This window comes from Pseudomonas sp. O39, from assembly GCF_045447295.1.
Taxonomy (GTDB): domain Bacteria; phylum Pseudomonadota; class Gammaproteobacteria; order Pseudomonadales; family Pseudomonadaceae; genus Aquipseudomonas; species Aquipseudomonas antarctica_A.
This window is the reverse complement of record NZ_JBJGXV010000028.1, coordinates 36,399-50,529: the sequence shown is the minus strand read 5'-3', so window position 1 is coordinate 50,529 and position 14,131 is coordinate 36,399. Positions and strand designations below refer to the sequence as shown.

Below are 14,131 nucleotides of genomic sequence, written 5' to 3'. Positions count from 1 at the left end.
GTCAAGTAAATATGGCGCGCCCAAGGCGGTGCGCTCCTCTACTTGTACGTGACCCGAGGGCACTTCTTGTCTACATCCAAAGAGCTGTTCAGTGAAAAGGCGGCCACCGGCATCGAAGGTCTTGACGACATTCTTTCCGGCGGGCTTTCGCGCAGCCACCTGTTCCTGCTGGAAGGCGAACCCGGCACCGGTAAAACCACCGTAGCGCTGCACTTTCTGCAGGACGGCGCAAAGAACGGTGAACGATCCTTGTACATCACCCTGTCCGAAACCGAACGGGAGTTGCGCCAAGGCGCCGAATCCCATGGCTGGGACCTGGATGACAATATCCATATCTTCGAACTGACCCCGCCGGAAAGCCTGCTCGACGCCGATCACCAACAAAGCTTGCTGTATTCCTCCGACCTGGAACTGGGGGAAGCCACTCGACAGATTTTTGAAGAGGTGGAACGGGTCAAACCGTCGCGGGTGGTCATCGACAGCCTCTCGGAAATCCGTCTGCTCGCGCAAAGCTCGCTGCGCTATCGCCGGCAGATCCTGGCGATCAAGCACTACTTCGTGCGCTACAACGCCACGGTGCTGTTGCTGGACGACCTGACCACCGAATCCCTGGACAAGACCGTACACAGCGTGGCCCACGGGGTGATTCGCCTGGAAGAATTGACGCCCACCTACGGCGCCGAGCGCCGTCGCGTGCGGATTGTGAAATACCGTGGCCAGAAATACCGCGGCGGGTTTCATGACTTCACCATCATGGCCGACGGCATCCACGTATTCCCTCGCCTGGTGGCGGCCGAGCACCGTGGTGGTTACGTGCGTGAGACCCTGAGCAGTGGCATCCGCGAAATGGATGCCTTGATGGGCGGCGGGGTCGAGACCGGCTCCAGCACCTTGATCCTCGGCCCTGCCGGTACCGGCAAATCCCTGATCTCGATGATCTTTGCCGCAGCCGCCGTGGCCCGTGGCGAGAAAGCCGCGTTGTTTATTTTCGACGAAGAGCTGGGCTTGTTGTTCGAGCGCATGAACAACATGGGCATCGACCTCGCCGCCCTGCAAGCCACGGGCAACCTGCTGATCGAACAGGTGGACGCAGCCGAGCTTTCTCCTGGCGAGTTTTCGCACCGCGTGCGGCGCTGCGTCGACGAGCGCGGGATCAAAACCGTGGTGATCGACAGTATCAACGGCTACCAGGCCGCAATGCCGGAAGAAAACTCACTGATTTTGCATATGCACGAGCTGCTGCTGTACCTCAACCGCCGGGGCGCCGCGACCTTCATGACGGTGGCCCAGCACGGGCTGGTCGGCGATATGCAGGCGCCCGTGGACATCACCTATCTGGCCGACACCGTGATTCTGCTGCGTTACTTCGAAGCGCTCGGCAAAGTTCGCCGGGCCATTTCGATTATCAAGAAACGCACCGGCGCCCATGAGTCGACCATTCGCGAGTATCGAATCAGCGCGCGTGGCCTGACTATTGGCGAACCCCTCGACAATTTCCAAGGCGTACTGCGCGGCATCCCGACTTATATGGGCGCCGGTTCCCCGCTGCTCAAGGAAGACGGCGTGTGACCGGTCTTTCCCCCATCTCCGAACGCGCAATCATCCTCGCGCCATTGGGCCGTGACAGCTCTCTGGCGCTGAAGATGCTCAACGAAGCCGGCTACAGCGGCATGATTGCCGGCAACCTGACGGCACTCTGCGAGGCCCTGGAGCAAGGCGCCGGTATGCTGTTGATTGCCGCTGAAGCCCTGCGCGGTGTCGATTTGGAACCGCTGCTGGAATACCTGCATGAACAACCGGCCTGGTCAGACCTGCCCATCGTACTGATGACCCACCATGGTGGCAGCGAACAGAATGGCTCATCCCATCTGAGCGGGCTGCTGGGCAACGTGACCTTCCTGGAGCGGCCCTTCCATCCCGTGACCCTGATCAGCCTGGTGAGCGCGGCCCTGCGCGGTCGGCGTCGGCAATATGACGCGCGTGACCGCCTGATCGACTTGAGCGAGAGTGAACTGCGCCTGCAACGTACCCTCGAGACCCTTGAGCAGCAGGTCGAAGAGCGCACGGCGCAGTTGCGCAGCAACGAAGAAGCGCTGCGTCAGTCGCAAAAAATGGAAGCTGTGGGACAGCTGACAGGCGGCATCGCCCATGACTTCAACAACATGCTCACCGGGATCATCGGCAGCCTGGAACTGCTGCGCAGGCGCGTTTCGCGCGGGAAGCTGGATGATCTGGACAGCCTGATCGACCTGGGTGTCACCTCCGCCAACCGCGCCGCCGGCCTGACCCATCGGCTGCTGGCGTTCTCCCGTCGCCAATCCCTCGATCCCAAGCCCGTGGAGATCAACCAGTTGGTCGCCTCCATGGGCGAACTGCTGCAGCGCAGCATCAACGAAAGCATTAGCCTGGATATGCGCCTGACCGAGGCGCTGTGGACCGCCGAAGCCGACCCCAACCAACTGGAAAGTGCCCTGCTCAACCTGGTGATCAACGCGCGCGATGCCATGCCCAACGGCGGCAGCCTTATCGTGGAGACCACCAACCGCCACCTCGACAGTGTGTTCACCGCCGCCTACGGCACGTTGATGCCAGGCGATTATGTCGAACTGAGCGTGAGTGACACCGGTTGCGGTATCCCTGAGAGCCTGATTGGTCGCGTCTTCGACCCCTTCTTCACCACCAAGCCGATTGGCCAGGGAACGGGCCTCGGCCTGTCGATGATCTATGGCTTTGCGCGGCAATCCCACGGCCATGTGATCATCCACAGTGAAGTTGGCAAGGGCACGACCGTCAGTCTGTTCCTTCCACGCTTTATCGGTGAGCCGGTGACGGCCGCCGCCGTTAACCCGGCGCTGTTGCCGTTTGCCAATCCTGGCGAGACGGTATTGATCGTCGAAGACGACCCCGCCGTGCGTGTGCTGGTCAGCGCCGTACTCACGGAATTGGGGTATGCCTTTGTGGAAGCAGGTGACGCCAACACCGCCGTACCGATCATTGAGTCTGACCAGCGCATTGACCTGTTGATCAGCGATGTCGGACTGCCCGGCATGAACGGGCGGCAACTGGCGGAAATCGGGCGGCAACTGCGCCCGGAGCTGAAAGTGCTGTTTATCACCGGCTATGCCGAGCATGCAGCCGTGCGAGGTGGCTTCCTGGACCCGGGCATGCAACTGATCACCAAACCGTTCACGTTTGACCTACTGACGGAAAAGGTGCGGGAGATGATCAAGCAATAGGGCTGCATGGCAGCCCTGGCGTGTTTCAGGCCAGCAAACGCTGGATATGCTCTTGCAACGTGTCCAGGTCAAAAGGCTTGGCCAGGATCGGCGCGTTGCGCGTGATCGGGCTGTTGCAGTCGAGAATCTCCTGCGGATAGCCGCTGATAAAAATGACTTTCAGTTCCGGTCGCAACTTGATCGCCGGCTCGGCGATCTGCACGCCGGAAATGCCACCCGGCAAACGGTAGTCCGTCACCATCAGGTCCAGGTGCGGCTTGGTCGCAAGGATTTCAAAGGCCTGCTCCCCATCGATCGCCTTCAATACCCGGTAGCCCAGGCCGGCCAGGTATTCACCCAGCACGAACATAATGGATTCGTCGTCTTCGACGATCAGTACGACATCTTGTGCATCTTCACTCATGGGAAGCCTTTGTCCGGTCAATTGCTGCAAGTACGACCATGGGGTCACGCAGAGGTTGCGTCGAGGTGACGATTGATTTCATACCGACGCCTCAAGAGGCAGGCACACCCGAAACAAGGCGCCCTCGCCTATGCGGCTTTCGACCTCGATGGCGCCGCCATGGGCGGTCACGATCTGCTCGGAGATAAACAACCCCAAGCCCAGGCCTGCCGCTACATGGCTGGCAGAGACACGCTCGAATTGCTGGAAAATACGCTTCTGGTTGTCTTCGCTGATACCAATGCCACGGTCACGCACCTCGACGCGCGCCTCACCGTGTGAGGTATACACCCGCACATACACAGGGCTCTTGGCCCCGTAGCGCAACGCGTTGGTGAGCAGGTTGGTCACCACCTGTTCAATGCGAAACTCATCCCAATTGCCCACGACGCCCTCTTCGGCCTCCAGGTCCATGGTCGAGCCCGCCGCGGCCACCTGCGGCGCGAAGTTCTGCACCAGGTTACGCACCAGTTGGGTCAGGTCGAAACGCGCCGGGCGAATCGACAGCTTGCCGGTGCGGATGCGCGACACGTCGAGCATGTCCTCGATCAGGCGAATCAGGCTCTGGATCTGGCGCTCATCGCGGTCGACCATAGCGTGCATCTTGTCCAGCGTAAACGCAGCGGCGTTATCACGCGCCAGGTGCATCTTGCGCAGCTGGGTCTCCAGGATCAGCCCGTTAAGCGGCGTACGCACTTCGTGGGCGACGATTGACATGAAGTCGTCACGCATGCGCACCGCCTGCTCCAGCTCGGACTGGGTGGCCTGCAGGCGCGTCAGCAACAGTTCCTGCTCACGGCGACTGCGCTCCAGGGCTTCCACCTGCAGTTTCATGGCCTTGCTCTGGCGATACAGGTCTACGAACACATTGACCTTGCTCTTGACCGCATGGATATCCAGCGGTTTGTGCAAGAAGTCCACGGCACCGCTTTCATAGCCTTTGAAGGCATAGTTGAGTTCACGGCCGGCAGCGCTGACGAACACAATCGGGATATTCTTGGTTTTTTCAGTGCCGCGCATCAGTTCGGCCAGCTCGAAACCGTTCATGCCGGGCATCTGCACATCGAGAATCGCCATGGCGAACTCGTGCTCCAGCAACAGTGACAAGGCCTCGTCGGCGCTCAATGCCTTGAAGACCTGGCGATCCTCGCGCTTGATCAGCGCCTCGAGGGCCAGCAGGTTTTCCGGCAGATCATCGACGATCAGCAGTTTGGCCTGGACAGTACTTAACATGGGGAAGGTTCCAGGGAAGCCAGCAGTGAGCCAATCTGGCTCAACGTTAGAATATGATCAGGTGTATGCAAGGCCAGGGCCGCCAGGGGCATCACGGCGATGCGTGCTTCTGTGGGTTCTTGTACGACGGTGGTGCCACCCGATTGTTTGACGTGGGCAAGGCCGCGCGCGCCATCATGGTTGGCGCCCGTCAGCAGAACCGCCATCAAACCGGTGCCATAGGCATCGGCAGCGGACGCAAACAAATAATCGATCGCGGGTCGGGAATGGTGTACGCGGTCTTCCTGGCTCAGGGACAGGCTGCGATCGTTTTCCACCGACAGGTGATAGCCGGGCCCGGCAAAATACAAGGTGCCCGCCACTATCACTTCCTTGTCTCGTGCTTCTTGCACCGGGATGCGCAGGCGCCGTGCAAAGACTTCGGCCAACTGGCTACGGCGCTCATCCGGCAGGTGCAATACAGCAATGATCGGCACACTGAAGGTACCGGGCAACGTGCCAAAAATACTCAGCAACGCCTCGACACCGCCGGCGGAAGCGCCGACGACGATGGCTTCAATCCCGCTGATCGGGTTGGTTGCGGCGTCGCTCATGATTTTCGGTAGATCCGTTCCTGCTTGACCAAGGGTTCGAACTGCTTGCTGTAAGCGGAAAAATCCAGGGTTTCCTTGCTGCCCAGCACCAGAAAACCGCGATGGCACAGCGACTCATGAAACAACCCGAACGCTCGATCCTGTAATTTTTTATTGAAATAAATCAGCACGTTGCGGCATGAAATTAATTGAGTTTCTGAGAATACACTGTCGGTTGCCAAGCTGTGATCGGCAAAGGTGACGTTCTCGCGCAGTGTCTTGTCGAAGATCGCATAATCGTAGGCTGCCGTGTAGTAATCGGCAAATGAACGCTGCCCGCCGGCCTGCTGATAGTTGGCGGTGTAGGCCCGCACATTCTCCAGGGAGAAGATGCCTTGCTTGGCTTTTTCCAGCGATGCCGGATTGATATCCGTGGCATAGATGATCGTGCGCTCCAGCAAGCCTTCTTCGCGCAGCAGGATGGCCATGGAGTACACCTCCTCCCCCGTGCTGCAACCGGCGATCCAGATCTTGATCGACGGGTAGGTCTTGAGCAACGGCACCACCTCCTGGCGGATCGCCAGGAAGTGCGACGGGTCGCGAAACATCTCGCTCACCGGGATCGTCAGAAATTGCAGCAACTGCATGAACGCGGCGGGGTCGTGCAGCACGCGCTCCTGCAGCGCGGAAATAGTGGCGCAGCCAAACTGGTGTAAGGCGTGGGCCACACGTCTCTTGACTGACGCACCCGAGTAGTCGCGAAAGTCATAGCTGTACTTGAGGTAAATCGCCTCGATCAGCAGGCGCAGCTCAATATCGCTGCTTTTATCCAAAAAACTTCGCTCCACTTAAATGCGTTCCATCTTCGGTAGCCATACGCGAATCAGCGAGAACAAACGGTCCAGGTCGATCGGCTTGGCCAGGTAGTCGTTCGAGCCCGCCGCGAGACAACGTTCCTGATCGTCTTTCATGGCCTTGGCCGTCACTGCAATGATTGGCAGCTTTTTCCAGCGCGGGTCCTGGCGGATCAAGGTGGTAGCCTCGTAACCGTCCATTTCCGGCATCATCATGTCCATCAACACCAGGTCCACGTCGTCAACTTCATTGAGTTTGTCGATCGCCTCACGGCCGTTACGCCCGATCACCACCACGGCGCCCTTGTGCTCCAGGGCACTGGTCAGGGCGAAGATGTTACGCACATCGTCGTCCACCAACAGGATCTTGCGACCTTCAAAGACCTTGTCGCGGCTGCGGGCGGTCTTGAGCATCTTCTGGCGGTCATGGGACAGCTGGGATTCGACTTTGTGCAGAAAGAGTGTCACTTCGTCCAGCAAGCGTTCAGGTGAGCGCGCGCCTTTGATGATGATCGAGCGCGAATACTTGCGCAGCTCCGCCTCTTCGTCACGGGTCAGGTTGCGCCCGGTGTAGACGATTACCGGCGGGAACGAGCAGATGTCTTCGGTCGCCATGCGCTTGAGCAGCTCATTGCCGAGCATGTCCGGCAGTTTGAGGTCTATGATCATGCAGTCGTAAATATTCGTGCGCAGCAGGTCCAGAGCGGCCTGGGCGTAGCCTACATCGGTGATTTCAATGTCATCGTCGCCGATCAAGCGGGCAATGCTGTCGCGTTGCAGGTCATCGTCTTCCACCAGCAGTACGCGTTTGACCTTCTGGGTCAATTTGGCTTCCAGACGCGCAAACACATCCTTGAGCTCTTCGCGGGTGGTCGGTTTGACCGCATACCCGATGGCGCCCATGTGCATCGCGGCCTCGACGCGATCTTCCACAGAGATCACATGCACCGGAATGTGGCGGGTATTGGCGTGTTCCTTGAGGCGTTGCAGCACGGTCAGCCCGGAATGGTCGGGCAGGCGCATGTCCAACAGGATGGCGTCGGGGATGAACTCCTCGGCCAGGCTGTAGCCTTCGTCCGCGCCATGGGCGACCAGGCAGTTGTAGCCCAGCTCGTGGGCGAGATCGAACAGGATGCGCGCAAAATTGGGTTCGTCTTCCACCACCAGAATACAACGGGTGGTGAACGGTGCCTTGTCGCGATCATCGGCAAAACGCGGGATCTGTTGTGCGTCGGCAATCGGCAGCGCAGAGACCACAACAGGCTTCGGTGCAGGCGCTGCGACGACTTGGCGTGGCGGCTCGATCGGCGCGTCGTTCTGCGCGTGTTCCACGTACTGCTCCGGCAACACCAGGGTAAACACGCTGCCCTTGCCCGGCTCGCTGGTCACGCTGATATAGCCGCCGAGCAACGTCGCGAGGTCACGCGAGATCGACAAGCCCAGGCCGGTCCCGCCGTAACGGCGGTTGGTCGTGCCATCCGCCTGACGGAACGCCTCGAAGATGCTTTCCTGCTGGTCCGGCGCAATGCCGATCCCTGAGTCCCGCACGGTAAAGGCAATGCCGCCCTCCCCGGCACGAGACACCGAGAGGCTGACCTCACCTTGCTCAGTGAACTTGACGGCGTTGGACAGCAGGTTCTTGAGGATCTGCTCCAGACGCTGGCGGTCGGTAAACAGCATCGTCGGTGAGTCTGCCTGTACCTCAACCTGGAAGCCCAGCTTGCGGTCGGCGGTCAGCGGCTCGAACATGACACGCAAGCCATCGACCAGCCGCGCGACGCTGGAGTTTTCCGGGCGCACCTCCAGTTTACCGGCTTCTACCTTGGAAATGTCGAGGATGTCGTTGATCAGGTTAAGCAAGTCATTACCGGCCGAATAGATGGATTCGGCGAACTTGACTTGTTCTGCGCTGAGGTTTTCCTGAGGGTTCTCCGCCAGCAGCTTGGCCAGAATCAGCGAGCTGTTCAGCGGTGTGCGCAACTCATGGGACATGTTGGCGAGGAACTCGGACTTGTACTTGCTGGAGCGCTGCAATTCATCTGCGCGGTCTTCCAGTTCGATCTGGGCGCGGTTCAGCTCGACGTTTTTGCGGTCCATGGCATCGCGCTGCTCGGCCAGGGTTTGCGTCTGCGCGGCCAACTGCTCGTTGGTCTGCTCAAGCTCGGCCTGCTGGGTTTCCAGGTGAGCCTGGGATTCCTTGAGAATGCGCGACTGCTCTTCCAGCTCTTCGTTGGCGGTCTTGAGCTCTTCCTGCTGCACTTGCAGCTCTTCGTTGAGTTGCTGGGTCTCGGCCAGCACTTCTTGCAGGCGCTGGCGATAACGGGCAGCTTCGATGGACGTGCCAATATTGCCGGCAATCAATTCCAGCAATTCGACATCACGCTCTTCCAGCGGGCGCAGGAAGCCCAGTTCGATGACACCGTTGACACGGTCGTCGTCGCTGGTCGGCATCACCAGCACACTGCGGGTTGAGCCTTCGCCCAGGCCCGAACTGACCTTGAAGTAATCCACCGGCACATCGTCCAGGCGAATCAGGCGATCAAGCTGGGCGGCCTGCCCAACGATGCCCTCGTCACTGTAGATCGACTGTTCCTGCTGCTCCTGTTCACGGGAGAAGCCATACGTGGCAACACGTCTGAGGCCGCCGTGCTCTTCACGCACATACAGCGCAGCCACGACCGAGCCCATGTACTGGGCGAAGAAATGCAGGATGTTGCGCCCCAGCAAATTCACGCTGAGTTGCCCCAGCACTTGTTCGGCCAGCTCGGTTTGACCGTTGCGTAACCAAGCCTGCTGTTCCAGGCGCCGGGCGATCTTCTGTTGTGACGCGAGGTTTGCGCTGTAACTATCTGATAGGGATACTAAATTCTTTCTGCCGCTGTACGCCAAAAAACCGCTTAGGCCGAGCACAAAGGCCAGGTACAGGCTCACGCTGACCACTGTTGTGCGGGTGACATCTGCGTTGCGGGTGACACGGAACTGCTGCTCCATATCCACCGCATCTGCATATTCCTGGCGAATGGCGTCGGTCAGGCTCTTGCCCCGGCCGGACTTGACCGCCCCGCGGTAATCCCCGCTCTGGCGCTGCAGGTCGATCATCGATTGGGCGTACTTGTTCCACTCGGCCTGCATCGACTCCAGGCGTTTAAGGCGATCCACTTGTTGCGGGTTATCCGCAACCAGCTCCTGCAGATTACGTAAATCGCCAATGATGCGCGGCTTTGCCACTTCATACGGGTCGAGGAAATGCTCATCGCCGGTAATCAGGAAACCCCGCAAGCCGGTTTTCAGGTCAACCGTCAATTTGGACGACTCATTGAGGTTATTGATGACCCGATCGGTGTGCTCCACCCACTGGATCACCGACAACAGATAGGTGATCAAAACGACAAAAAAAGCCGCGCTGAGCACGCCCACGCCCAGAGGCAAGGCCACGTTTCGGCTCAGGAGTTTACGGAAGCTCTTTTCATCGACAGACGAAGCGGGAGTCATGGGCATGCCTTGGCCAAGTGCGGAAAAAGAGGGAGTTTGCCCGAATACCAGGGCCAAGGGCTACGTTTCTGCGTGGATTTGAAGCAATAGCCTACTCACTGCACGTGAATTTCAAGGTGATTTCGGCCGGTTTCTTCAACTCATTTACACACCTTAAAACAGATGACTGGGACTTCAGCGGAACGGACCTACAAGGTTTTCGCACTCAAGATTGCGCCTCAGGAACACGGAAGATCTTTTGGAAGGCGTCTTTTCTGACCCACCAAGGTAATTCACATGAGCATCACCCACGCTGCACTGCAGCCAGTCGTCACCTCTCACAACCACACTGTCACAGAGCCTGACGTTAAAACGCAAAACGCCTCAAGCACTTCAACAACGACCACTGCCACCGTTCAGGCGCCCACTACCAGTTCCTTGCAGCGACTTCTCGCTGACCAGGAAAACCTGAAAAACCTGGCCAGCAGGCTGCGGGGGATTGTTCCCTGGGTTAAAGACGGCTTCTTAGCTTCAGACTGGTTGAACAAAAACACACTGCGGCTGCATGAGCATTCGTCCAAAGCCTCAGCCCAGACCACGCCTCAAACGTTTACCAGCGTCATTACTGACCTCGGTTATGACCTGCCGCGTACTGCGGATGAATTCACTGCGTTGGCGCAAAAGCTGGAGCAAAAGGCCTCATTGCATCCTCTGGGAGATTTCGGTGGCGCGCTGTCCTGGCCAATGCCGATATCGCAACAAGACCAGACCCGCATCGTGAACTTCCTCCACTCAAACAACACGGGGCTGCCTGGCTTACCGCTGCCCAGAGATGGCGACAGCACCCTTGGTTACCTGTTGAGGGGCAGTTCGCTGACGTCAAGCGACCTGCACAACCCCGCCCTGGCGCTACAAAAACTAATCGACTCACCCAAGGGCCAGGCACTGGGGAAAGCCCTGCAAACGCATCTGAATGGCGCGTCATCGGACATCAGTATTTACGACTATGTATTGGCCGCCATTCATCTTGGACTCGATCAGGCGTCCAGTAGGCATCCCGAGCGTAACAAGGTAGCCGGTGTTGTTTTGCATGACTCCTCGTACTGGGGCGCGTCACCCTCGCTGGCGGTTAAATCCGTGAGCGATCAACTTGTTGCCAACAGCAAAGCGACAGCGACCACCGTTAAACTCGCAACGCACCTTCTGTTAGCCCGCAGTTACCCACAATTTCTCATCAAAGATATCCCGCCCACTGTGACGTACGGCAGCACCGTCTGGACGCAACTGACCCTTGCAGTAGCCAAGATCGAAGCGCAGACGCCTGGTCGGGTACCAAACATGACCTATGCCGAGGTTATTGCCGCCGCAGAATCCATGCCGACCGACAGCTATGCAGTTCAATCTGCCCAGCGCGAAGCCCTGAGAAATTGGGGTGTGGTCAGTGGCATGTTGGATCTCTTCGGCACCCAACCTTCGGAGCCCGAAATCGAGAAGGTCAGGAATGCCTATAACAATCAGTTGAAAGCATTGACCAACGCTTCTTCGTTGATGCAGACACCTTGGCCCAGTCGAAAGGAGATCGCGCTCAACTGCCTTAAAGCGGAATTCCCGGGGGTTGATCCAGCGGTTTTTGAAGCCAAAGTCTTGAAACTCCTCCACAAGAACAGCAGTCAGGCGCCCTTCGTTTTCCCCGAGCGGCGTTCCATGCTCGACATCGCAATGGAAGGTGAAAGGCTCGAAAAAAATCACAGCTGGGTCACCGACGACACAAGAATTCCAATCAGTCGTTTCAACGCCTATGTCCAGTCCGATAACTTTCATGCCGCCCGTCTATTCAAAGATGAGTATAAAAACACCTTAAAAGCACAAGCCGATGGGCACCACGAGAGGGTGAAGTACCTGACCTCGACATTGTCACTGGAAGATCGCAGGAACCTCGATTCCGGCAAACTCGAGTTCTTCCACACCAATGATTACAAGGTGGACATGGATTTCACGTCGCCGCTCGCGCTGTCAAAACGTGGGAATACGCTGCATGTTAAAACCACTCGCGGGGGCGAGGTGAATATTTATTACCTTGATACCAGTAAGGGAACCTTTGAGAAAGCGAACCACCTGAAAAGTAAGTTCACCGAGCCTTACAGTGGTGAAAAACTGGATGAGCGAAATGCAAATACCGTATCCCAAACAACACTTTTTGCCCCCCCTTATGCCGGCACGCACGCCGACGAGATAAAGAACCCTTCTGCGATCCCCAACAGCTATGGCTCCGACCGCACCTCTTTTATTGCCGATGTGTTCGTCCACTCGCTCGCGCTGGATAACGAGGACCTCCTGAACCACGCCAAGGGCGTGACGTCGTTTGACAAAAACCGGTCGTTGAACGCGGCGATTGGTGAGTTCTTTCTCAACCTGATCCCGCTTCGGTCTGCCATCGTCAATTTCCAAAATCACAAGATCGGTGAGGGGTTATTTGACCTGTTCTTTGACGTCGTTGGACTGGTCACACTTGGCGCGGGTAAGGCCGCGCAAGCCACAAAAATCTTGGGTACAGGCCTACACGCAGCCACCAAGGCCGTGAAAACGGTCAAATTCCTTGGCGTGGCCGCCATTGAGGCACTCAATCCACTTGGTGGCGTGGGCGATTTGGCTGTTGGCGTTGGCGGGCTGCTGGGCAAAGGTTTCAGCTATCTCTCGTCCAAAGGTCGCGATGCCATCATCAAGCTCAAGGGCCTCACAGGTAGTTACGATGGGCTCAAAGCAGCCAGTAAAACCCATGGTGTCGCAGCGACAGGCACCTATAAGGTTGCAGGGCAGACCATCGAGGGCGGCGCTGTGTTTCAGGAGGGCAAATGGTATGCCTATGACCCTGTCAGCGACCGCCGGTATGGTCCTGCGCTCAAGGACTTCAAGCCAACGGTCGCCGCACACGATGGGGACATACGGGCAGTCACCGATAGCTGGCTGGGGAAAATGATAGGGGCTGTCGTCGCGCCTGCGGCAGTAAATCCCAATTTCCTTGATGACTTTGTATCGGCGTTAGCCAAAGCCAAAGCTGAGGACAAGGCCGCTTATATACGGGGCCAGAACACGGGAAAACCAGAGGCTATCTATGGCTACTCCCCAGCGCTGAAAATCAATGATTTGAAGCGTCTTGCGGTAGCTGAACGTCGTACGCCGACGGAGCTCGGCAGCCTGGTGAAACGTATAGGTGAACTTGAAGCACTCCCCGAGCGATTCAAAACAGCCCGTGAAACGGCGCAAGTCATTGACGCTTACGGCTATAAGAGAGGGTATGACGCGGGTGGGCCAGAAGGTATCAGTGGGTTCTCGAAAACGTTGAGCCTGAATCAGTATGCAGAACTGGGTATCGCGCGCGGGCGTACACCTGAAGAGCTTGGTCGCCTGGTCAAGTATATGGAAAAACGAAGAATTGACGTTGATCTGGAAAACTACAGGGTATTCCACGCGGAGATAACCGCTGCGGGTGGCAAAGCAGTTCCCATGCCGCAAAGCTTTTACCTCAGCCAAAGCCAGGTTTCCCTGCTATCGGAGGGCGAGTGTGCAGCGATTTCCAATGTGATGGCAGCCGCTGCTGCGCACCCGGCCCCTGGCAAACAGGACATCTTTATGAAAAACATGTACGCCGCGATGGTGCCTGCGCTTAGCCCCAGCGAAATCGCCGAATTACGAAAAATCAATCCGAACAAAGCCATCATTGAACAACGCCGGTCAGCCGACGTAAACAAGTTCCGCGAACAGCTGAACCAGATTCAAGAGGTACTCGGCGACAAATTCCATCACACAATGCAGGCACGACAAGTCACACCCGCGGTCATCATTTCGGAGCTCGCCAAAGCCGGCAAGTCCTCGACCTCAAAAACGCTATTAATCCATGGCCCAGGGCATGGTATTACGGCCGGATACAACGCCAGGACGAGAGAATGGTTTTATTTCGACCCTAACTTTGGGAAAGCGACATTTACGACTGAAGCGGCGATGAGTGCTGCGCTGGAAAGTACATTAAACAGCGGTCTTAGCTCACACCTGATGCCGCACTTTACAGGCACCACTCGCGGCACACGTGAGTATAAGATGTCGGTATTCGAGGACGCGAACCTGAACAGTACGATCAAGGGGACGGGCGTTGATTTGTCCTTTTTCTACCGAGACAATTTGTTTAAAACCACCCTGTAAACCGGTCTGAAGATCCAGCGTTGTCGCTAGGATGGTCGTTTTTGTGGCGACCATCAACGTGCGTCAATGGTGCTTTTGGAAAGTACCATTGACGCCCTGCCCCTCTCGATGCCACCCACTCGTGCG

Annotated in this window: 8 protein-coding genes; 3 read left to right on the top strand and 5 right to left on the bottom strand. The window is 57.6% G+C overall.

The features are described 5' to 3' along the window. Nucleotides 1–66 precede the first annotated feature (66 nt). Both ACI77D_RS25965 and ACI77D_RS25960 read left to right on the top strand, forming a co-directional pair. The gene (locus tag ACI77D_RS25965) at nucleotides 67–1,569 is read left to right on the top strand and encodes an ATPase domain-containing protein (protein WP_221294809.1); all 1,503 of its coding nucleotides are present in this window, start codon (nucleotides 67–69) and stop codon (nucleotides 1,567–1,569) included. Beyond that, nucleotides 1,566–3,236 carry an ATP-binding protein gene (locus tag ACI77D_RS25960; protein ID WP_221294810.1) on the top strand — a complete coding sequence of 557 codons (1,671 nt, stop codon included), beginning with the start codon at nucleotides 1,566–1,568 and terminating at the stop codon, nucleotides 3,234–3,236. The genes ACI77D_RS25965 and ACI77D_RS25960 overlap by 4 nt, the downstream gene beginning before the upstream one ends. A 25-nt stretch (nucleotides 3,237–3,261) precedes the next feature. Here the strand turns inward: ACI77D_RS25960 and ACI77D_RS25955 are convergent, their stop codons facing one another. The 5 genes from ACI77D_RS25955 to ACI77D_RS25935 all read right to left on the bottom strand — a co-directional run bounded on the left by ACI77D_RS25955 (nucleotide 3,262) and on the right by ACI77D_RS25935 (nucleotide 9,829). Beyond that, on the bottom strand, nucleotides 3,262–3,639 hold the full coding sequence (locus tag ACI77D_RS25955; protein ID WP_003217591.1) for a response regulator: 378 nt from the start codon (nucleotides 3,637–3,639) through the stop codon (nucleotides 3,262–3,264). A gap of 78 nt (nucleotides 3,640–3,717) precedes the next feature. Beyond that, nucleotides 3,718–4,911 (bottom strand): hybrid sensor histidine kinase/response regulator, encoded by a 1,194-nt coding sequence (locus tag ACI77D_RS25950; protein WP_221294811.1) that lies wholly within the window; start codon nucleotides 4,909–4,911, stop codon nucleotides 3,718–3,720. Then, nucleotides 4,905–5,504, bottom strand: a complete 600-nt coding sequence (locus tag ACI77D_RS25945; protein WP_407017754.1) for a chemotaxis protein CheB — start codon at nucleotides 5,502–5,504, stop codon at nucleotides 4,905–4,907. Before ACI77D_RS25945 ends, ACI77D_RS25950 begins: the two co-directional genes overlap by 7 nt. Beyond that, on the bottom strand, nucleotides 5,501–6,331 hold the full coding sequence (locus ACI77D_RS25940; RefSeq protein WP_208604435.1) for a protein-glutamate O-methyltransferase CheR: 831 nt from the start codon (nucleotides 6,329–6,331) through the stop codon (nucleotides 5,501–5,503). The genes ACI77D_RS25945 and ACI77D_RS25940 overlap by 4 nt, the downstream gene beginning before the upstream one ends. After that, a complete protein-coding gene (locus ACI77D_RS25935) occupies nucleotides 6,332–9,829 on the bottom strand; it encodes a response regulator (protein WP_407017753.1) in 3,498 nt (1,165 codons plus the stop codon). Between the two features lie 276 nt (nucleotides 9,830–10,105). Between ACI77D_RS25935 and ACI77D_RS25930 the strand changes: the two genes are divergently transcribed. Next, nucleotides 10,106–14,005, top strand: a complete 3,900-nt coding sequence (locus ACI77D_RS25930) for a hypothetical protein (protein WP_407017752.1) — start codon at nucleotides 10,106–10,108, stop codon at nucleotides 14,003–14,005. The last annotated feature ends 126 nt before the right edge of the window (nucleotides 14,006–14,131 follow it).

What these genes read in the sequence shown, in the direction of transcription:
- ACI77D_RS25955 (WP_003217591.1), bottom strand. Translation starts at nt 3,639, where the DNA reads ATGAGTGAAGATGCACAAGATGTCGTACTGATCGTCGAAGACGACGAA.
- ACI77D_RS25950 (WP_221294811.1), bottom strand. Translation starts at nt 4,911, where the DNA reads ATGTTAAGTACTGTCCAGGCCAAACTGCTGATCGTCGATGATCTGCCG.
- ACI77D_RS25945 (WP_407017754.1), bottom strand. Translation starts at nt 5,504, where the DNA reads ATGAGCGACGCCGCAACCAACCCGATCAGCGGGATTGAAGCCATCGTC.
- ACI77D_RS25935 (WP_407017753.1), bottom strand. Translation starts at nt 9,829, where the DNA reads ATGACTCCCGCTTCGTCTGTCGATGAAAAGAGCTTCCGTAAACTCCTG.
- ACI77D_RS25930 (WP_407017752.1), top strand. Translation starts at nt 10,106, where the DNA reads ATGAGCATCACCCACGCTGCACTGCAGCCAGTCGTCACCTCTCACAAC.